The sequence below is a fragment of the Pyxidicoccus xibeiensis genome, assembly GCF_024198175.1.
GTDB lineage: Bacteria > Myxococcota > Myxococcia > Myxococcales > Myxococcaceae > Myxococcus > Myxococcus xibeiensis.
Genome location: NZ_JAJVKV010000030.1, coordinates 1 through 20,587, shown reverse-complemented (window position 1 = coordinate 20,587; position 20,587 = coordinate 1). Strand labels below are relative to the sequence as shown.

Here is a 20,587-nt window from a genome sequence, read left to right as displayed (position 1 = left end):
GTGTGGGGAATGCGCATCGTTCCCCAGGTCACAACACCTGTGAGGAGGCGTGGATGGTGCTCCCTGGCAAGGGCATGGGCTGGATGGAGTTCTTCAAGGCCCTCAAGGCGGAATGGACGCGTGACGACGTGGGAGACGTCGCGGGAGCGCTGACGTTCCGGGTGATTCTGGCGCTCTTCCCGTTCCTGCTGTTCCTGGTGTCGCTGGCGGGCGTCATCATCGACCCGGCCCAGGCGAAGGTGCTCATCGAGGAGCTCTCCAAGGTCGCGCCGCAGGAGGTGACGAACATCCTGGGCGAGCGCATCAACTCGCTGGCGGAGAGCAACCCGGTGGGGCTCCTGACGGTGGGCGGCGTGGGCGCCGTCTGGGCGTCGGCGGGCGGGGTGGTGGCGCTGATGGAGGCGCTGAACAAGGTCTACGGGGTGGAGGAGACGCGGCCCTTCTACAAGGTGCGCGGCATTGCCCTGGTGGTGACGCTGGGCGGGGCGGCGGTGGCCATCCTCGCGGCGCTGGCGGTGGTGGTGACGCCGGCCATCGCCGACAAGCTCGGGCCCCTGGGGACGGTGCTCACCTGGCTGCGCATCCCGGTGGCCGGCCTCATCATGATGTTCCTGCTGGCGGTGCTGTTCTACCTGCTGCCGAACGTGAAGCAGCGGTTCCGGTTCATCACCCCCGGCTCCGTGGTGGCCGTCATCATCTGGGTGCTGGCCTCGTGGGGGTTCTCCAAGTACGTGGCCAACTTCGGCAAGTACGACGTGAACTACGGCGCCATCGGCGGCGTCATCGTCCTGCTGCTGTGGATGTGGATCTCCGCGCAGGTCATCCTGCTGGGCGCGGAGATCAACGCCATCCTCGAGCACCGCTCGCCGGAGGGGAAGGCGCCGGGCCAGCGGGCTCCGGAAGAGGGCAAGGCGGTGGCGGCCACCAAGTCGGAGCTGGAGGAGGGTGGGGCGAAGCTGCCCGGCGCGCCCGCCTTCCGCCCCGTGGTGGACCCCGTGACGGGCCAGGCGACGGGCTCCCGGGCTCCGCCGCCGAGGCTGGCGCAGACGCCGCTGGCCGCGGCGGCCAAGTGGGCCGCGGGCCTGGGCCTGGGCCTGTTCATGGTGCGCCGCAACACCGCGCGCTGACGACGGAGTGGAAGCACCTCTCGGGAGCCCACGGGCCCCGGTTTCCTCGCGCCCCCGGGCGTGAAGGGGCCGGGGCCTCGTCGCGTCCGGGCTCGCCTGGGTGGCTCATGACCCCTCGGGGGTGAGCAGGGGGCCCGGGCTTGCGCCCGGTGCGGGCCCGGTGTCACTCTGCGCGGCTGTCAGATGGACGACGTTTGATTCCGTTGTCCCTCCGTCCCCCTGGACATGCCTTTCTTGAACGCAATCCCCGATGCGGGGCGGCCGACTCGCATCCTGGAGAAACAATGTCGTTGAAAACTTCCTGGTCGCTTCGCTGTGCCGCGCTGTTGCTGACCGCGCAGGTGGTGAGCGCCTGTACCGGTGGTGGGGAGCCCAATCCCCCGCCGGGGCAGGACACCACCGCGCCCACGACGCGGGCCACGCCCGCCGGCGGCAGCTTCTCCGCGCTGGTGGCGGTGGCGCTGGCATGTGACGACGGCGCGGGCAGCGGCTGCGCGGCCACGTACTTCACGGTGGATGGCTCCGAGCCCGGCACCAGCTCGCCTCAGTACCGCGAGCCCTTCACGCTGGCCGCCAACACCACGGTGCGCTTCTTCTCCGTGGACAAGGCGGGCAACACCGAAGGGGCGAAGAGCGAGCAGTACACCTTCACCAGTGGCCAGGACACGCAGGCGCCCACCACCGTGGCCAACCCGGCGGGCGGCTCCTTCAACAGCCCCCGCAGCGTGGCGCTGACGTGCGACGACGGCACGGGCACCGGCTGCGCGGCCACGTACTTCACGCTCGACGGCAGCATTCCCTCGGAGTCCTCCACGCGCTACACGGCGGCGCTGGCCATCTCCGCCACCACCACGCTGCGCTTCTTCTCAGTGGACCGCGCGGGCAATGCGGAGGGCGTGCGCCGCGAGCGCTACGTGCTGGACACCGAGCCGCCCACGGTGGCCGCCTCGCCGCGGGGTGGCACGTACGGGGCCACGCGCGTCGTCACGCTGACGTGTGACGACGGGGACGGCGCCGGCTGTGCCGCCATCCACTACACCCTCGACGGCTCCATCCCCTCGGCGTCCTCGCCCGTGTACACCGCGCCCTTCACGCTGCAGGCCACCACCCGCGTGCGCTTCCTCGCGGTGGACCTGGCGGGCAACGCGTCCGACGCGGTGACGGAGCTGTACACGCTGGACGGCACGGGCCCCGTCACCACGGCGACGCCCCGGGGGGGCACCTTCCACGCCGCCTTCACCGTGTCGCTGGCCTGCGATGACGGCACCGGCACCGGCTGCGCGGCCACGTACTTCACCACCAACGGTGCCGCGCCCACGCGCAGCTCCGAGCGCTTCGCCGGCCCCATCACCATCTCCGGCAACACCACGCTGCGCTTCTTCTCCGTGGACGCGGCGGACAACGACGGTCCGGTGGTGACGGAGACGTACGTGCTGGACCAGGCCGCGCCCGTCACCCGGGCCACGCCGCCGGGCCGCTCGTATGCCGGCGAGCAGCTGGTGACGCTCACGTGCGAGGACGCCGCCGGCACCGGGTGCGTGGCCACCTACTACACGCTGGACGGCTCGGCTCCCACCACCACGTCGCCGCTGTACGTGGCGCCGGTGCGCGTCGCCTCCAGCCTCACGCTGCGCTTCTTCTCCGTGGACCAGGCGGGCAACGTGGAGACGCCGCGCACCGAGCCGTACGTCATCGACAGGGTGCCGCCCACGGCCGCGGCGACTCCTCCGGGTGGCACCTACGCCACCGTGCAGCAGGTGACGCTCACCTGCGCGGATGGCACGGGCAGCGGGTGCGCCAGCATCCACTACACCCTGGACGGGTCCACGCCCACGGTGGGCTCGGCCGCGTACCAGGCGCCGCTGCAGCTCGCGTCCAACGTCACGCTGCGCTTCTTCGCGGTGGACGCCGTGGGCAACCGGGGCGAAGTGCAGACCCAGCAGTACTCCATCGACACCTCGGCGCCGCTGACGACGGCCAGCCCGGCGGGCGGCACGTTCGGCGGAGACACGCAGGTGACGCTCACGTGCGACGACGGGCAGGGCGGCACGGGCTGTGCGGTGACGCGCTACACGGATGACGGCACGGCGCCCACGGACACCTCGCCGCGCTACACGGGCCCCATCGCCGTGACGTCCACGCGCACGCTGCGCTTCTTCTCCGTGGACACCGCGGGCAACCGCGAGCCGACCCGGGTGGCGACCTTCACCGTCGACAGGGTGGCCCCCACCACCACGCCGAGCCTGCGCGGCGGCAACTACACGACTCCGGTGACGGTGTCGCTGTCCTGCCTGGACGCCGGAGGCAGCACCTGCGCCGCCACGCACCTCACCCTGGATGGCTCCACGCCCACGACGGCCTCCCCGCGCTACACGGGGCCCATCACCTTCCAGGCCAACACCACCACCACGCTGCGCTTCTTCTCCGTGGATGCGCTGGGCAACGCCGAGGCCGTGAAGACGGAGAGCTTCCTCGTCGACACGGCGCCGCCACTCACCACGGCCGCGCCCCGGGGCGGGACCTACCGCGCCGCGCAGGACGTGGTGCTCACCTGCAACGACGGCGCGGGCGTGGGCTGCGGCGCCGTCTTCCACACCACGGACCCCGCCGCGCCCAAGGGCTCCTTCTTCCTCTACAGCGGGCCCATCCGTGTCTCGGCCAACACCACGCTGCGCTTCTATTCCGAGGACGCGCTGGGCAACTCCGAGCCCGTGAGGTCGGAGACCTACGTCATCGACACGGTGGCGCCCACCGTCTCCGCCAGCCCTCGGGGGGGCGCGTACCCCAACGGGCAGCAGGTGACGTTCACCTGCGGCGATGCGGGCAGCGGGTGCGCCGCCATCCACTACACGACGAACGGCGGCACGCCTGACACCAGCTCTCCCCGGTACGAGGGCCTGCTGTTCATCAACACCAATACGACGCTGCGCTTCATCGCCGTGGACGCCGCGGGCAACAGCAGCGCCGTGGTGACGGAGACGTACACCTTCACCAATGACATCACGCCGCCGGTGACGACGGCCTCGCCTCCGGGCGGCGCCTTCACGGGCGCCTTCACGGTGGCGCTGAGCTGCGCGGACAACGTCGGTGGCACCGGCTGCGCAGGGTCGTACTACACGCTCGACGGCACCGCGCCGACGACGGGCAGCACGCGCTACACCGGGGCCATCACCATCTCCTCCAACACCACCCTCCGCTTCCGGTCTGCGGACGCGGCGGGCAACCTGGAGGCGGCGAAGACCGAGACGTACACGCTCGACACCACGCGGCCGCAGACGGTGGCCACGCCCGCGGGCGGCTCGTACCAGGGCCCGGTCACCGTGACGCTGTCGTGCTCGGACACGGGCAGCGGCTGCCGCGAGACGCGCTACACCACGGACGGCTCGCCGGTGAACGGCGCCTCGCCCCTGTACACGGCGCCGCTCACGCTCACCCAGACGACGACGCTGCGGTTCTTCTCCGTGGACCAGGCGGGCAACATGGAGACGCCGCGGGTCGAGCAGTACGAGCTGCCCGCGGGCAATGCCTCCGCCCAGATTGCCGCCGTGCGCAGCACGGTGGACGGCCCGGCGAGCCTGCCGGTGGAGGGCGCCATCATCACCTACGTGAAGCCCGGCGTCGGCAACCTCACCAATGACCCCGCGGGCTTCTTCCTCCAGGCCGAGCGCACGGGCCCGGCCCTCTTCGTGGAGGTGGACCCCACGCAGCTCTTCCCGCCGCCCCAGGCGGGCATGCGCGTGAATGTCATCGTCAGCAGCAAGTGGATCTCCGGCGGCATGGTGCGCACGAACATCTCGTCGTACAGCGTGCAGTCCAGCGGCTTCCCGTTGAGCACCTTCATCCAGGACGTGAGCAACGTGGACCTGCCCTCGGTGGTGTGGGGCTACGAGGCCGAGCTCATCACCCTCAACGGCACCGTCACCGGGGCCTTCTTCTCGGCCGGTACCGGCCACTCCCAGGCGTCCCTTGCCACGGCCGGCGTGCCCGAGGGCTCCACGAGCGCCATCTCGTTCCGGCTGCGCATGGTGGAGACCGTCCGGGAGCAGCTCGACGTGACGCAGGGCTGCACGGTGAGCATCGTCTCGCCGCTGTGGGTCTTCGTGAACCTCACGTCGATGGCCACCCAGCCCTCCGTGTGGGAGGCCTCGCAGGTCACCTCGCTGACGTGCCCGGGCCCGAAGGTGACGAGCGCCCAGGCCACGGGCCAGGGCACGGTCGCCGTTCGCTTCGACCGGAAGCTCGACCCCGCCAGCATCCTGGCGAGCGGGAGCCAGTTCTCCATCCCCGGCCTGCCGGTGACCGGGGCCACCCTCATCAACAGCCGGGAGGTCTGGGTGAGCACGGGCGCCCAGGTGCCGCGCCAGGCGTACACGGTGACCGTCGCCGCGACGGTGCGGGACACGCGGGGCATCGGGGTGTCGTCCATGGGCAATGCCTCCACCTTCAGGGGCTGGGTGACTCCGGCCGTGCTGCGCATCACCGAGGTGGCGCCCGGCGTGACCTTCGGCCGCGACCTGGTGGAGTTCTTCGTGCTGCAGGGCGGCACCACGGAAGGGATGACGCTGGTGGACCTGAGCACCTCCAGCACGCCGCTGGCCACCCTGCCGGATGTCACCGTGGCCACGGGCGACCTCATCGTCATGCACCTCAACCCGGACCGGACGCCGGGGGTGGATGCTCCGGCCTCGGAGACCTTCAGCAAGACCGAGTTCCCGCAGTTCACCTATGCCTCGAACTACGACTCGGCCTGGGACTTCCAGGGGGGGACCTCCGGCGTCAGCCAGGGCAACCGCGTGCTGCGCATCCGGGACTCGCTGGGCAACACCCAGGACGCGCTCGCCGCGGTCGCGACCGGCAACGTCACCGCGGCCTACCTTCCGTTCCTCCAGGGGCTCCAGGCGGAGGGGCTGTGGCTCCCGTCCGACTGCGCCGGCGCGCTGTGCACGTACAGCACGTTCCCGTCGGCCCATGACGTCTCCTTCAACTGGACCGGCGCCTTCCCCAGCGGTGGCCGGACGACCACGGTGGGCCGCATCATTGCCGGTGACAGCAACCAGGCTTCCGACTGGGCGGTGGGGCCGGGCACGCTGGGCGTCCTCAATCCGTAGCGGCCCCTGAGGGCCCGCGCCAGCCGTGCGCGGGTCCGCAGGCTCCAGGCATTGAACAAGCGAATCGCCGCCACGGCTCCGGGAGTGACTTCCCCGGTCCGGGCGGCGATTCGTGCTTCAGGGCTTCGGAGTTCTGGCGCTACCGGCGGCGGGCCGCGACGTCCGCGTGCTTCTCCAGGAACTCCGAGTAGGGGCCGTTGAAGTCCATCACCTCCTGGCCCTGCTGGAGCGACCAGATGCGGGTGGCCACCTCGGAGATGAGCTCCTGGTCGTGCGTCACGACGATGACCGTGCCCTCGTACTTCTGGAGGCCTTCGGCCAGCGCGGCGATGGACTCGAGGTCCAGGTGGTTGGTGGGCTCGTCCAGCACCAGCACGTTGTCCTGCATGATCATCAGCTTGGACAGGAGCAGGCGCACCGTCTCACCACCGGAGAGGGTGTCCGTGTTCTTCATCCGCTCCTCACCGGAGAAGAGCATCCGGCCCAGCACGCCGGAGATCTCCTCGTTGGTGAGCTTGTCGTGCAAGTCCCGCAGCCAGCCGAAGCAGGTGGTGCCCTTGCGGACGACGCCGTGGTGGTCCTGCGGCAGGTAGCCCACCGAGGCCTGATGGCCCCAGCCAATCTTCCCGCCATCCGGCTCCAGCTGTCCGGCAATCATCCTCACCAGCGTGGACTTGCCCACGCCGTTGCGGCCGATGACGCAGACCTTCTCGCCCTTGCACACCAGGGCGTTGAACGGCTTGATGACCTTCTGGCCGTCGAAGGACTTGTGGATGCCTTCAATCATCAGCGTCTGCTTGCCGCTGGGGACCTTCTGGTCGAAGCGGATGAACGGGCGCGCGATGTTGGAGCGCTTCAGGTCCTCCGTCTTCAGCTTCTCGATCTGCTTGATGCGGCTCTGCACCTGCGAGGCGCGGGTGCCGGCGTGGAAGCGCGCCACGAAGTCCTGGAGCTGGAGGATCTTCTTCTTCTTCTCCTCCGTCTCCGACTCCACGCGGGTGCGCAGCTGCGACTTCTGGCGCACCATGTCGTCGTAGCCACCGTTGTACTGGATGATGGCTTCGTAATCGATGTCAGCGATGTGCGTGCAGATGGAGTTGAGGAAGTGCCGGTCGTGGCTGATGGTGATGAGCACGCCCTCGTACTCGTGCAGGAAGTTCTCCAGCCAGCGGATGGAGTCGATGTCGAGGTTGTTCGTGGGCTCGTCGAGCAGCAGCCCCTCGGGCTTGCCGAACAGCGCCTGCGCGAGCAGCACGCGCAGCTTCAGGCCGCCGGTGAGCTGCCGCATCGGGCCCTCGTGGAAGGCCTGGTCGATGCCGAGGCCCGCCAGCAGGGTGGCCGCGTCGCTCTCCGCGGAGTAGCCGTCCTCCTCGGCGATGACGCCCTCCAGCTCGCCCAGCCGGTTGCCGTCCTCCTCGGTGATGTCCGACTTGGCCAGCAGCGCGTTCTTCTCCGACATGGCCGCCCACAGGGGCTTGTTGCCCATGAGCACCACGTCGAGGACGCGGTCGTTCTCGTAGCGGAAGTGGTCCTGGCGGAGGATGCCCAGCTTGCGAGGCCGGACGATGTTGCCCATGTCCGCTTCCTCGTCTCCGGCGAGGATCTTCATGAACGTGGACTTCCCGGCCCCGTTGGGACCGGTCAGGCCGTAGCGACGGCCCGGCGAGAAGGTGACGTTGACCTCCTCGAAGAGCTTCTTGGGCCCGTAGGCCTTGGAGACGTTGATGACGTTGAACATGGCGGCGGCGTTGTAGCGGAAATGGCGCGGTGGGCCAAAGAAGCGTGGTGATTCGCGCTCCCTCCCCGATTGCGGTGACCCAATGTAACCGCCGGGTGGGGGCGGAAAATGCCGCTCACCTGCCCGGCGACGCGCCCGCTCCAGACGGCGTAGGGAGTTCTCCTACCTCTTGCTCCAGCTCCCTGGGGACTGCGGGCGGAGGGCCGGTCCGCCCGGCTGGAGGGGGAGGGCGGGGCACCGGGGTGGCCGGAGGGGGAGCGGGCGGGCCAGATGGATGCGGTGCCCACCGGGAGTGACGGGTATAAGGGCCGACCCATGGCCGTACGCTTCGAGCTGCTCACCACCGACCCCACCGGCGCCCGTGCAGGCGTGCTGCACACCCGCCGCGGCTCCTTCGCCACCCCGATGTTCATGCCGGTGGCCACGCACGCCGCCTTCCGGCACCTGGGCATGGAAGAGGTGAAGGAGACGGGCGCCAGCATCCTGCTGGCCAACACCTACCACCTGATGCTCCGGCCCGGCGCCGACGTGTTCCGCCGCTTCGGGGGCATCCACCCCTTCATGCAGTGGGACGGCGGCGTCCTCACGGACTCGGGCGGGTTCCAGATCTTCTCCCTGCCCGAGGACCGGCTGATTACGGAGAAGGGCGCCCACTTCCGCAGCTTCCATGACAACAGCCGTCAGCTGTTGAGCCCCGAGTCGAGCATCGCCATGCAGCAGGCGATCAACTCGGAAATCATGATGGTGCTGGACGTGTGCATCGACTCGCGCACGGACGAGGCGGGCACGCGCGAGGCCATGGAGCGCACCCACCGCTGGGCGGTGCGCAGCCTGGAGGCGAAGACGAAGCACGACACCGGACAGGCGATGTTCGGCATCGTCCAGGGTGGCGTGTTCCCGAACCTGCGGGACGAGAGCTCGGCGTTCCTGACGAAGCTGCCCTTCGACGGCTTCGCCATCGGCGGGCTGGCGGTGGGCGAGACGAAGGCGGAGCGCGAGACGATGACGGCGCGCGCCACCGCGTCGCTGCCCGTGGACAAGCCGCGCTACCTGATGGGCGTGGGCACCCCCACGGACCTGGTGGAGGCGGTGCTGCGCGGCGTGGACATGTTCGACTGCATCATCCCCACGAAGATGGCGCAGCAGGGCTACGCCTATACCTTCCAGGGGCTGGTGCGGATTACGCGCAGCGTGTTCCAGCTGGATGACGCGCCGCTGGACGCGGAGTGCGACTGCTACGTGTGCAAGCGCTACACGCGCGGCTACCTGCAGCACCTGATGCGCGGCAAGCACGCGCTGGGCTCGCGCATGCTGTCGGTGCACAACGTGCGGCACTACCAGAAGCTGATGGGCCGCATCCGCGAGGGCATCCTGAAGGGCTCGTACGACCAGGTGGCCCGCGAGCTGAAGGCCGCCATCGCCACGCCCAAGGACCTGAAGGAAGAGGCGAGCGCCCGCGAGGTGACGCTGAAGGAGGTCGGGTGAGCGCCGGGCCCGAGGCGCCCGTCGTCAATCCGCGCGACGGAGACTTCGAGGTCGTCACCCTGCGCAACGGCGCGCGCGCTGTGCGGCACCTGGGCCATGGCGAGGTGATGCACCCGTCGGTGGGGCCGTGGCAGGAGGCGCTGCGCCTCTATGTGGAGCAGGCGCGGCTGGCCGAGCGGCTGCGCCAGCCGGGCCCGCCGCTGGTCATCCACGACGTGGGCCTGGGGGCCGCCACCAACGCGGTGGCCGCGCTCACCTGCGCGCGCTCGCTGGGCGCGGAGCAGCGGCGCGTGCTGGAGGTGGTGAGCTTCGAGGTGGACCTGGCGCCGCTGCGGCTGGCGCTGGCGGATGCCGCGGGCTTCCCGTTCCTCCAGCCCTTCCGCGAGGCGGCCGAGGCGCTGATGCGCGACGGCCTGTGGGAAGGGGAGGGCATGCGCTGGCGGCTGCTGCTCGGGGACGCGGTGCCCTTCCTGGATGGGGCGCTGCCGGTGGCGGACCTGGTGTACTTCGACCCGTTCTCCCCGGCGTCCAACCCGGACATGTGGACCGAGGCCGTGCTGGCGCGCGTGCGGCGGCACTGCCGCGAGGATGGGGAGGGGACGCTGCTGCTCACGTACAGCGCGGCCACTCCGACGCGGGTGACGCTGCTGCTGGCGGGGTTCTACGTGGGGGCTGGCGTGTCCACGGGGACGAAGGGCGAGACGACGGTGGCGTGTACGCGGCGGGAGTCGCTGGAGCTGCCGCTGGGGGCGCGCTGGCTGGAGCGGTGGAAGCGCTCGTCGTCGCGGGCGCCGCATGGCGCGCAGCTCACGCCCGAGGTCGAGGCGCGCGTGCTGGCACATCCGCAGTGGCGGTGAGGCGCTCGCTTCGGTAATCAAGTGACTTCGCTGCCGGGGGCTGCCCGTGTCAGCCCCGAGGTGTCGGACGGCAACCACAGGTTTCATGTAGTCATGCGGTTCTTCCAATTGGAGCGAGTGGCTCCGTCGCGCGTCGATTACGACATTCGGACAGAGCCCAAGTGGGGCTTGCCCGGTCTCCACTGCCCGACCTGTGATGAAACCTGGAGTGGCGTCGGGGAAGCGTATCCGGCAGTAGACCTGTCGGACCTCGATGACCGGAGGAAGTTCAAGGCGCGAGTCGAAGAGGACTTCGCGGAGTTCACCCGGCTGCGCGAGCGGGTGAGGCCGCTGGTGCCGGAAGGTGTGCCGCTCGAGCCAGGAACGACCTTTGGCCCCCTTGCTGGCAGTGGGCGGGGGCACTTCCCCGAACTCGTCTTTCCCACGCTGTGGACGCTGCTCGTTCGCCGAGAGTCGCTTGAGCAACTCCAGGCGGAGGGCCTGCATGGATTGATGGGCTGCCGTACCGAGCTGCGCATCCGGGGCAGCAACCCCCCGGAGCTACTGGAGCTTCAGCTCGAGCCGCGAGGGCTGCTGCATCCGGATTGCCTTCCCCGGAACCTGCCTGCCCCATGCGCGACCTGCGGGCAGCTCGCGTTTACGTTTCCTCAAGCTCCCATCCTGGATGCTGCATCCCTGCCCACCGACCGAGACGTCTTCCGGCTCGGCAGCTATTCGACCATCCTCGTCGGTACGGAGCGGTTCGCGGAGACCGTGCGGCGGCTCGGCTTCGAGGGAGTGGAATTCCAGGAGCTACCAACGCGCTGACGGCGCCAGGGCGCGATTCCAGTGGGCGGGCGCCCTGCAGCTCACGCCCGAAGTCGAAGCGCGCGTGCTGGCACATCCGCAGTGGCGGTGAGCCGGCCATCCCGGTTATGCGAAGGGCGATGAGCGACGCCCTGCAACTGGAGGATTGGGGTGGCACCGGTCCGGTGCTGCACCTGGCCCATGCCAATGGCTTCCCGCCGGGCACCTACCGCAAGCTCATCGAGCAGCTGAAGCCGCGCTACCACGTCTTCACGCTCCGGAGCCGCTGCCTCGTTCCGGGCGCCAACCCGCTGGAGATGGCGGGCTGGGATGACATGGCGGACGACTTGTCCCGGGCGCTGCGAGCGCGCGGGCTTTCAGGCGTGCTGGGCGTGGGGCACAGCATGGGCGGCGTGGCCACGCTGCTCGCGTCCGCGAAGGAGCCGGACCTGTTCCGGGCCGTGGTGGCGTTGGACCCGGTGCTGGTGACGGGGGCGCGGCTCGCGGCGCTGCGCGTGCTGACGCTGCTCGGGTTGCGGAGCCGGGTGCCTCCCGCGAGCCTGGCGCGCCGCCGCCGGGAGGTCTGGAACTCCCGCGACCTGGCGTGGCTGACGTACCGCAAGAAGCCCCTCTTCGCGCGGGTCGACTCGGAGACCCTGCGGGACTACGTCGCGCACGGACTCGTCGAGCAGCCGGAGGGGGGCTTCCGCCTGGCCATCCCCCGGGAGTGGGAGGCTCGTGTCTTCGAGACCTATGCGCGAGACGTGTGGGGCGAGCTGCGCTCGGTGAAGGTGCCGACGCTCGTGATTCGCGGAAGCGTGTCGGGCACGCTCACCCGCTCGGCCCTGGCGCGGGTCCGGCGCACGCTGCCGGGAGCCCTCACCGAGGAGCTTCCGGAGGGCACCCACCTGTTCCCGCTGGAGAAACCCGAGGCCTGCGGCAAGCGCATCCTCGCGTTCCTCGACACGGTGGATGGAGCTTCGGTTTCCTCGGGAGGTTCAGCGCATGAACGTTGAAGAGTCGGTGCGTATCGAGGTTCCGGGGATGCGGCACCGCATCCTGCGTGGCCGCTCTTCGGGCGCGGCCCAGGTGCTCGTGTACCTGCATGGGCTCGGCTGCGCGGGGAGCCGGGACTGGCCTCCCGTGGCTCACAGCGCCGCGCTGTCACACCATGCCAGCATTTGGTTCGACCTGCTCGGCTTCGGCCAGAGCGACCGCCCCCAGGACTTCAGCTACGAGCTGGCGGAGCAGGCTCGGCTGCTCGCAGCGCTGCTCGCCTCGCGTGCCGGCCCGGTGGCACTGGTGGGACACAGCATGGGTGGCACGCTCGGCATCCTTGTCGCGGAAGAGCTGACTCGCGCCGGCCGGCCTCCGGCGGCCCTGCTGGTCGCCGAGCCGAACTTGCGTCCCGAGGACGCGACCGGGAGCGCCGTGGCGGCCGCGACGCCGCTCGACGTCTTCGTGGCGAAATGGGACCAGTTCGTCGAGTCGATGTCCGCGCCGTCCTACCGCGAGAGCCTGCGCATGGCGGACCCCGTGGCCTTCCACCGGAGCGCGACGTCACTGGTCCGGCTGGGGCAGGGCGGCCTCATTCCCCGACTGGCCGCGCTGCCCGTTCCGGTGAAGGGCTACATCCTCGGCGCGCTCAGTGACGAGACGACGCACGAGACGGCCCGTCAGGTGGCCGCCGCCGGCATCCCCGTGGCCACCGTCGAGGCATCGGGGCATGGCTTCTCCGAGGACAACCCCGAGGGCCTCGGAAGCGCCATTGCCCTGCTGCTCACCGGCGCTTGAACACCACCCGAGCTTCCCTGGGAGGGCACCATGGATGTTTCACACCAGAGCGTCCTCGAAGACCTCGGACGACGGCTGGAGGCGCGAGGTTTCAAGTTCAGGGCCGCCCCATACTTCGCCTCCTCGGGAATCATTGCGTTCACTCGCCCCGTCAGGATTGACGACGACCTCTCCGTGATTGAGCACGGGGTCTGCCTCCATCCCGTGGAAGGCGGCTGGGAGGCACGCGTGACGCGCCACGGAGGTCCGCACTGGACGCGGCGGGCGGACACGCTCGACAGGCTGGAAGCGATTGCGCTCGAAGCCCTGAACACCTCCGAGCTGCCTCCTGGCCCGGATTGGAAGGTCGACGGGTAGGGGACCGCGAGCGCGGTGACACTTCGCGCCCGGGTCGGTGTTTTCCGTGGCGACGCCCAGAAGCGGGCGCCATCACGGGGGATGTCTCATGCGTGTGTGTCTGGCTCTCGTCGCCGCTGGAGTCCTCTCCGGGTGCAGCGACTTCGAGGTCTGTGAGCCGGTGGCGACCTCCTCCCTCTCCGCCATGCCCGAGCGCCTCTCCGGCACGGGGCTGTTCACCGACTCCTCGATGACGGTGCTTGCCGACGACGTGCGGGCCTTCGCTCCCCAGTTCCCGCTGTGGACAGATGGCGCCACCAAGCGCCGCTGGATTCGCCTCCCGCCGGGCGGCCGCATCGACACGCGCGACATGGACTCGTGGCAGTTCCCCGAGGGGACGCAGCTGTGGAAGGAGTTCACCCGGGACGGGGTGCGCGTGGAGACGCGGCTGCTGGAGAAGTTCGGGCCCCGCCCCGAGGACTGGCGCGCCCTGGCCTATGTCTGGCTGCCCGACCAGCGCGACGCGGTGGCCGCCCCCGACGGACAGGACAACGCGGTCGGCACCCCGCACGACGTGCCCTCCGCGGCGAACTGCTTCGGCTGCCACGGCGGACGGGAGAGCCGGGTGCTGGGTTTCTCCGCCATCCAGCTGTCCTACGATGCGCCTCCGGACTTGCTGGACCTGGAAGATCTGAGGGTGGCCGGGACGCTGAGCCGGCCGCCCGCCATCGGCTTCACCGTGCCCGGCAACGATGTGGAGCGCGCGGCCCTGGGCTACCTGCACGCCAACTGCGCCCACTGCCACAACCAGAAGCGCCCGGACTCGGACGGCGAGCGGTGCTTCGACCCCCAGAACTCGCTCGACTTCTGGCTCCCGGTGGACCGGCTGGGCTCGCCACGAGACACGCCCACCTACGGCGCCGGCACCCTCGCCTTCAAGCCGGGCAAGCCGGACAAGAGCAACATGATTGAGCGCGTCTCGAAGCGGGAGTCCGGCTGGAGCATGCCGCCGCTGGGGACCGAGCAGGTGGATGCGGAGGCCGTGGCCCTGCTGCGACGGTGGATTGCGGAGATGGACGACTAGGTCCACCGTCCGAGTGTGGGCCTCGGGGGCGGAGCGCTTCAGGCGCCCCTGGCCTCCCGGGCCCCACGAGTCAATTCCTACACCCGGGGCCGCGACGCGCCCGAGCCGTCCCCGGCGGCGCTCAGCGCGGCCTCGACGGGAACTTCCGACCAGCGGATGTGGAACGTGGCCGAGGTGCCGTCGAACTCCTCCGGCACGGCCACCGCCCGCCACCCGCCGCACAGCTCCACCGCCCGGGCCAGCAGCCCGGACGCGAAGGTGGGCAGGTCCGCCAGGACATCATTCATCCGCAGCTCCAACATCGTCGGGCTACGCTCGACGATTTCGACCTCACTGAAGTTGTTGCCGGCGCGAAAGCCCATGTCCGTGCGCAGGAGCATGCGGCGCGGGCCGGCCAGCCGGACGACGCCCAGGAGGGCCCGGCCGAAAAACGTCCCGAAGTAGGCATCCATGAAGCGCTCGCCCAGCGAGTAGTACGCGGCCTCGGCGGGGACGCCGCCATAGACGTGACCCGCGGCGATGCGCAGGAACTCCTTCCACTGCTCCAGGGTGTAGGTCCGCTCCAGCTTCTGGTCGAGGTCCAACCCTGCCCGGCGCAGGTGCTCTCGGCACGCCGGGGTGAGACGGTTTTCGAGGGCACGCACGAAAAGTGCCTCGACCGTTTGAGTGAAAACCAGCTTCTCGGAAGAAGTCATAGAGGACCACCCTACAACGGCCGGCCCGTGGGATGCTCGCCCACCCTTGAATCTGCGTTCAGTGTCTCTGTCCGGGAGTGTCAGGAAGGTTGCTTCCCGCGCACTCCGGGTGAGAACCCGCCGGGTTGACACGGGGGGCACCAGGCTGCCCGGGCCACCATGCCCCGCAGCCAGCGGTGGGCTGGGTCACTGTCGAACCGCTCGTGCCAGAACTGGAGGACGTCGAAGGACCTGAGGGCGATGGGGGGCGGGAGGAGCTGGAGGGGCCAGGTCCCGGCGAAGGGCTCCACCAGGCGGCGGGGGGCGGTGAGGATGTAGTCCGAGCGGGTCAGCGCCAGGGGGGCGGTGAGGAAGTAGGGCAGCCGCAGGCCGATGCGCCGCGAGCGCCCCAGCTTCGCCAGCGCCGTGTCCACCGCCCCGGCGCCCTCGCCCCGGGGGCTGATGAGGACGTGGGGCAGGCGCAGGTAGGTCTCCAGGTCCAGCCCCTTCCGCGCGGCGGGGTGGCCCTTGCGGACGACGCAGACGAAGTCCTCGGTGAAGAGCTTCTGCTGGCGCAGGGAGAGGTGGGAGTCGGGGAAGGCCCCCACGGCGAGCTCCGCCTCGCCGCTCTCCAGCAGGGAGGTCACCGCGTCGGGGATGAGGTGGCGGATGACCAGGTCCACCCCGGGGGCCTCGTTGCCCAGCAGGCCGAGCAGCTCCGGCAGCAGCGCGGCGGCGAAGTAGTCCCCCGTCGCCAGGGTGAAGCGGCGGGTGGCGGTGCGGGGCTCGAAGGTGGGCTCGCTGCGCAGCGCCCGCTGGAGCTCCAGCAGCCCCCGGTGGAGGGGCGCGGCGAGCTGCTCCGCCCGGGGCGTGCGCATCATTCCGCCCCGGCCGCGGATGAGCAGCGCATCCCCGAGCAGCTCGCGAAGCTGCCGCAGGGAGTGGCTCATGGCCGACTGGGTGACGCCCAGGCGCTGCGCGGCCCGGGTGACGTTGGCCTCGGTGAGCAGCGCGTCCAGCGCCACCACCAGGTTGAGGTTGATGCCGGCGAGGTCCGCGGCGGCGGGCGGCGCGGGGGCGGCGGCCACGGCGAGGGCCGGGGCGGGCCGCCGGGGGCGACGGGCATGAAGGGCGCTCATGAGCACATGAGTAACATGCAGTGGCCTCATGCGCCGCGGGGGAGCACCTTGAGCCCATCCCGAAGTCACCGGAGGCACTCATGTCCATCGTCATCAACACCCCCAATGGAAACATCGGCCGTCCCCTCGTGCTGCGCCTGCTGGAGGCGGGCCGCTCCGTCACCGTCATCAGCCGGAGCGCCGACAAGGTGGCGGACCTGGTGAAGCGCGGCGCGAAGCTGGTGGAGGGCAGCACCGACGACGCGGCGGTGCTGGACCGCGCGCTGGCGGGGGCGGAGGCGCTGTTCTGGCTGTCGCCTCCGGCGGTGCGGCCGGACTTCCTGGCCTGGACGCAGGAGTCGGCGCGCACGGCCGCGAAGGCGGTGAAGGCGCACGGCGTGAAGCGCGTGGTGGTGCTGTCCAGCATCGGCGCGCACAACGGCCCGGGCACCGGCCCGGTGGGGGCGCTGCTGGGCGTCGAGGAGGCCTTCAAGGCGGTGTGCCCGGACGTCACCTCCCTGCGGCCGGGCTTCTTCATGGAGAACCTGCTGCGCGACGCGGGCACGGTGGCGAAGACGGGCTCGCTGTTCATGCCGCTGCCGCGCGACAAGGCGCTGCCCTTCGTGGCGGTGAGGGACATCGCGGCCAAGGCGGCCGAGGTGCTGCTGGACGCGGGCTGGAAGGGGCACCGCTACGTCGGCGTGCATGGCCCGGCGGACATCACGTACGGGCAGCTGGGGCCCATCCTCACGGAGGCGCTGGGCCGTCCCGTGCGCTACGTGCAGGTGACGCTGGACGACGCGCGCAAGGCCATGCTGGACGTGGGCATGCCCGCGTTCGCGGTGGACCTGTACATCGAGATGTATGGCGCGGCCATCAAGGGCGGCCTGGACCCCGCCGAGCCCCGCTCCGCGCAGACCACCACGCCCACCACGCTGGCGCAGTGGGCGCGCGAGGTGCTCAAGCCCGCGGTGGAGCAGGCCGCCTCCGCCGCGGCTTGAGTGCGCGAGCAGGGCGTCCCACGCCCTGCCCACCACGCCGCGCCTCAGAGTGACTTGAGGTACTCGACGAGCTCCCACTTCTGCGTGTCGTTCAGCTCCTGGGTACCGTACGTGTGGCCCTGGTTGGAGTTGCCCTCGAGCGTGGTGTCGAAGCGGTAGAGGCCGTCGGCAGCCGCGGTGACGAAGCCCACGTGCTTCGGGTCGAACTCACGGCTGCCGACGTGGAACACCTTGACCCGCTGCTCCTGCGGGACGAGCAGCTGCCACAGGTTTGGCACCGAGCCGTTGTGGAGGTAGGGCGCCGTCGCCCAGATGCCGTTGAGGGGCCGGGCCTTGTAGGCCCGGAGCGCATCCAGGGGACCCACTCCCGGCTGTGGGGGGACACTGCGCACCTTCAGGTACTCCGTGAAGCTGGCCTTGATGGACTCGAACGGGTGCTCGAGGACGGCACCGGCCACCGCGTTGAGGAGGACCTTGAGCGCGGGCTCCTCCGCGCCCAGCGGCTCGCCCGCGATGATGTATTCCTTGATGCCCATCAGCCGGCCCGTCTTCGCCGTCCGGCCCGCGAAGTTCTCGGCCATCAGCGTGTCGGTTCCAATCTCCGCCAGGGGCGTCATGACGGCATTGATGCGCCGGTCCTTGTTCGTCCGGTCGATATGGGCATGGCACTTCACGCAGTGCGCTTTGTAGTGCTCCTCGCCCCGGAGGAACATGCCGGGGTCGATGGCCGGGAACACCTCCCTGGGCCACTCTGGGGACCAGAGGGACTCCAGGGACTTCTCCAGCAGGCCCAGGTTCTCCAGCTCGATGGAGGTCTTGTACCCATGGAGGAGCGGGCTGGGGGTGAGCTGGACGGCCGCGAAGACGCCCAGCATCTCCCCTGCGTTGCGCAGCAGCGGCCCTGGCGTCTTGTTCGCGGCGGAGCCATTCCACTGGACGACATCATGATGGGGCGTGTCCCAGAGGAACGGGTAGGAGACAGGAGCGTTGGCCTCACGCTTGTTCTCCGGGATGCCGAGGTTCGAGGCCAGCACCATGTTCAGGATGTCCCCGAAGGCATCCAGGCGGGCATGGCCATAGGGCACGCGTGAGGCATTGAGCTCGCGGCGGGCCTCCAGGCGCACCGTCTGGTCGAACAGCGCCCGGCGCAGGTCGTTGGCAGTCCCCGGGTTGTAGGCCTTGTCGAGGACGGCCTTCGCGAAGCGCTCGAACTTCGCATCGTCCTTGTCCGTCGCAGCCAGGGCGGCAACCAGTTCGTCATAGAACGTGGAGAAGTCCGCGAGCGTGGGGGCGCCGTCGATGACCATCTCCACGCCGTTGAAGTTGATCTGGTTGGTGTGGCAGGCCGCGCAGGTCAGCCCCATCCAGTGATGGCCGTTGTCGTCGATGTCCTTGACGAAGCCCACCGGCAGCCCGTCCGGGTTCAGCTTGCTGGGCTTGACGTTGAGGTACTTGAACCGCTCGAAGTTGGCGGGGGCGCGGAACAGCTGGGAGCTGGTGGCCTGCTCCAAAACGAGGAACCAATCGTAGGGAAGGATTTGCGAGCCCTGGGTGGTGAACCAGAACCACTCCTGCTGCTCCACGGTCCACCCCTGGGACAGGCTCACGACGTTGCCGATGCCATTGGGGACCGGCTCCAGGTTCTTGATGGTGGGCGTGGTGGCGCAGCTCCATAGCGAGGACGCAAGACACGTCAGGGCGACCGCCCTGGGGAAACGCTTCTGCATGACCAGACCTTTCCTCCCCCCAGGGACGGCATGGACTGCGAGGCTGGCGAGGATGGATTTGTTGTAAATCATTAAGCCATGTCTTTGAAAGCCCCCCTCCCTGGAGGGGGCTGTGTGCCATTGCCTGGGTCAGGGTTGCACCACAATTGACAGACATGAAAAGACACGCAGTGGAGGGGCGCCAGCGTTCTTTACGCTTCTTCACGCACATGCGCCTGGCCTTCGCCCATGCTCCGGCCCGTGACGCGGTGGGGTCGTTGCACCCCGTGGAGAGGCACGAATGACGTCAGGCAAGGCGATTATCGGCGGCATGCTGGGACGGTTCCTGTTCCGCGACGCGCGCGTCGAGCAGGTGCGTGAGGTGTCCCCGCACTTCCGCTGGATGGAACTGGCGGGCGAGGCGCTACGGGACGTGGCCTGGCATGCCGGGGACAAGGTGCAGGTCTTCCTGCCGCAGGTGGGCATGCGGACGTACACGCCCCTGGCCTGGGACGCGGCTCGCGGAGCGACGCAGTTCCTGCTCTACCTGCACGGGGACACTCCCGGCGCGAAGTGGGGCCGCGAGGTCCGGGTGGGAGACCGGTGTCGGTTCTTCGGGCCCCGGGGCTCGCTCGCGCTCGCGGCGCTCGAGGGCCCCGTGGTGCTCTTCGGCGACGAGACGTCCTTCGCGTTGGCGCACACGCTGCGCAACCTGCGGGCGGGCACGGGCGGCGTGGAGCAGGTGTTCGAGGTCTCCTCGCGCGCGGAGTCTGAGGCGGTGCTGGGGGAGTTCCGGGTGGAGGGAAGCACCCTGGTCGAGCGGGCTCCCGGGGACAGGCATCTGTCCACCGCGGCTGCGGCACTCCAGGCCGCGGTGGCGAGGCGGCCTGGAGCTCACCTGGTGATGACGGGCCGGGCCCAGGCCATCCAGGCGCTGCGCGGTCAGCTCCGGTCGGCCGGGGTGAGGGCGGAGCAGAAGGTGAAGGCGTACTGGTCGCTGGGGAAGGCCGGGCTGGACTGATTCATGACGCGGAAGAGGCCTGCGGCATCCGGGAGGCTCCGAGCGCTCCCGGAGCCATGGCATGCAGGAACGTGGCGAGCACCATCGCCTCCAGCGCGTTGCTTGCCGCGTCGCCCGGCAGGGCGCTCCCGAGTGGGGCGTCCTCGTCCCGGTAGGGCCGCATCGAAGAATGCGACAGGGGCTGGCGTGCATCGAGCGCCCTGATGCCAGGGCCTCGTGAGTTGCCGCCAGGGCCTCTCCAGCCGTCATGGCTTCGGACCGCGCCGCTCCTGCCCCCGCAGGTGAATCACTCAACGCGCCCAGCCCTGGGTCTTCGGGCGCGGCAGTTGCCGGAGTACCGCCCTCCGCCATGGCGTGGGGACGCCTCGTTTCCACGGGCGGAGCGCCCGGCCGAGGCACCGCCGCGCCATCATCCATTGCCGCCGCCGCGTCACCGTCTGGCGCTTCGCCCGAGGCCTTCTTGCCCTCCGGCGGCCGAGGCGTCGCCGCGCCATCAGCCATTGCGGCCGCCGCGGCACTGTCGGGTGCCTCATCCGGGGCCTTCTCGCCGCCTGGAGGAGGCATGCCTCCGGGCCCACTGGGCGTCGACTTCTCCCTGGGGCCCAGCGCTCGCCAGAGCGCCTCCGCTGACGCGAGCACGTCCTCCTCCGTGACTGCACCTTCCCACCTCGCCGCCACCCGCCCCAGCTCCGCCAGCGCGCCCCACACCAGGCACGTCCTCGCCATCGCGGACCCCGGCTCCAGCACTCCGT

16 protein-coding genes are annotated in these 20,587 nt (G+C 70.1%); 12 read left to right on the top strand and 4 right to left on the bottom strand.

What is annotated here, in order from left to right:
* Nucleotides 1-53: 53 nt before the first annotated feature.
* Nucleotides 54-1,127, top strand: coding sequence for a YihY/virulence factor BrkB family protein (locus LXT23_RS48650; protein ID WP_253987401.1), 1,074 nt, complete (start codon nucleotides 54-56; stop codon nucleotides 1,125-1,127).
* A 284-nt stretch (nucleotides 1,128-1,411) separates the two neighbouring features.
* A complete protein-coding gene (locus LXT23_RS48645) occupies nucleotides 1,412-6,235 on the top strand; it encodes a chitobiase/beta-hexosaminidase C-terminal domain-containing protein (protein WP_253987400.1) in 4,824 nt (1,607 codons plus the stop codon).
* Nucleotides 6,236-6,374: 139 nt separating this feature from the next.
* Here LXT23_RS48645 and LXT23_RS48640 read toward each other — a convergent pair whose 3' ends face one another.
* Nucleotides 6,375-7,973: an ABC-F family ATP-binding cassette domain-containing protein gene (locus LXT23_RS48640; RefSeq protein ID WP_253987399.1), complete on the bottom strand. Its 1,599-nt coding sequence runs from the start codon at nucleotides 7,971-7,973 to the stop codon at nucleotides 6,375-6,377.
* A gap of 315 nt (nucleotides 7,974-8,288) precedes the next feature.
* Between LXT23_RS48640 and tgt the strand changes: the two genes are divergently transcribed.
* The 7 genes from tgt (at nucleotide 8,289) to LXT23_RS48610 (ending at nucleotide 14,315) form a co-directional block, all read left to right on the top strand.
* On the top strand, nucleotides 8,289-9,458 hold the full coding sequence (tgt, locus tag LXT23_RS48635) for a tRNA guanosine(34) transglycosylase Tgt (RefSeq protein WP_253987398.1): 1,170 nt from the start codon (nucleotides 8,289-8,291) through the stop codon (nucleotides 9,456-9,458).
* The gene (locus tag LXT23_RS48630; protein ID WP_253987397.1) at nucleotides 9,455-10,315 is read left to right on the top strand and encodes a tRNA (5-methylaminomethyl-2-thiouridine)(34)-methyltransferase MnmD; all 861 of its coding nucleotides are present in this window, start codon (nucleotides 9,455-9,457) and stop codon (nucleotides 10,313-10,315) included. Before tgt ends, LXT23_RS48630 begins: the two co-directional genes overlap by 4 nt.
* A 93-nt stretch (nucleotides 10,316-10,408) precedes the next feature.
* Nucleotides 10,409-11,122, top strand: a complete 714-nt coding sequence (sitI6, locus tag LXT23_RS48625; RefSeq protein WP_253987396.1) for a SitI6 family double-CXXCG motif immunity protein — start codon at nucleotides 10,409-10,411, stop codon at nucleotides 11,120-11,122.
* Nucleotides 11,123-11,241: 119 nt separating this feature from the next.
* A complete protein-coding gene (locus tag LXT23_RS48620; RefSeq protein WP_253987395.1) occupies nucleotides 11,242-12,117 on the top strand; it encodes an alpha/beta fold hydrolase in 876 nt (291 codons plus the stop codon).
* Nucleotides 12,107-12,895: an alpha/beta fold hydrolase gene (locus LXT23_RS48615; RefSeq protein WP_253987394.1), complete on the top strand. Its 789-nt coding sequence runs from the start codon at nucleotides 12,107-12,109 to the stop codon at nucleotides 12,893-12,895. The genes LXT23_RS48620 and LXT23_RS48615 overlap by 11 nt, the downstream gene beginning before the upstream one ends.
* Nucleotides 12,896-13,123: 228 nt before the next feature.
* Nucleotides 13,124-13,252, top strand: a complete 129-nt coding sequence (locus tag LXT23_RS49985) for a hypothetical protein (protein ID WP_256561922.1) — start codon at nucleotides 13,124-13,126, stop codon at nucleotides 13,250-13,252.
* 88 nt (nucleotides 13,253-13,340) lie between these two features.
* Complete coding sequence (locus LXT23_RS48610; RefSeq protein ID WP_253987393.1) at nucleotides 13,341-14,315, top strand: hypothetical protein; 975 nt, start codon at nucleotides 13,341-13,343, stop codon at nucleotides 14,313-14,315.
* A gap of 77 nt (nucleotides 14,316-14,392) precedes the next feature.
* Here the strand turns inward: LXT23_RS48610 and LXT23_RS48605 are convergent, their stop codons facing one another.
* Both LXT23_RS48605 and LXT23_RS48600 read right to left on the bottom strand, forming a co-directional pair.
* Nucleotides 14,393-15,010 carry a DUF2378 family protein gene (locus LXT23_RS48605; protein WP_253987392.1) on the bottom strand — a complete coding sequence of 206 codons (618 nt, stop codon included), beginning with the start codon at nucleotides 15,008-15,010 and terminating at the stop codon, nucleotides 14,393-14,395.
* 80 nt (nucleotides 15,011-15,090) lie between these two features.
* Nucleotides 15,091-16,128, bottom strand: a complete 1,038-nt coding sequence (locus LXT23_RS48600; protein WP_256561920.1) for a LysR family transcriptional regulator — start codon at nucleotides 16,126-16,128, stop codon at nucleotides 15,091-15,093.
* Nucleotides 16,129-16,208: 80 nt separating this feature from the next.
* Here LXT23_RS48600 and LXT23_RS48595 point away from each other — a divergent pair, with 80 nt between their 5' ends.
* Nucleotides 16,209-17,108 (top strand): NmrA family NAD(P)-binding protein, encoded by a 900-nt coding sequence (locus LXT23_RS48595; protein WP_253987391.1) that lies wholly within the window; start codon nucleotides 16,209-16,211, stop codon nucleotides 17,106-17,108.
* A gap of 44 nt (nucleotides 17,109-17,152) precedes the next feature.
* On the opposite strand, the gene LXT23_RS48590 is transcribed toward LXT23_RS48595, so the two are convergent.
* Nucleotides 17,153-18,835: a di-heme-cytochrome C peroxidase gene (locus LXT23_RS48590; RefSeq protein WP_253987390.1), complete on the bottom strand. Its 1,683-nt coding sequence runs from the start codon at nucleotides 18,833-18,835 to the stop codon at nucleotides 17,153-17,155.
* Nucleotides 18,836-19,115: 280 nt separating this feature from the next.
* On the opposite strand from LXT23_RS48590, the gene LXT23_RS48585 reads away from it, so the two are divergent.
* Both LXT23_RS48585 and LXT23_RS48580 read left to right on the top strand, forming a co-directional pair.
* Nucleotides 19,116-19,835 carry a siderophore-interacting protein gene (locus tag LXT23_RS48585; RefSeq protein ID WP_253987389.1) on the top strand — a complete coding sequence of 240 codons (720 nt, stop codon included), beginning with the start codon at nucleotides 19,116-19,118 and terminating at the stop codon, nucleotides 19,833-19,835.
* 562 nt (nucleotides 19,836-20,397) lie between these two features.
* The coding region (locus LXT23_RS48580) for a hypothetical protein (protein ID WP_253987388.1) at nucleotides 20,398-20,587 on the top strand (190 nt) is incomplete at its 3' end.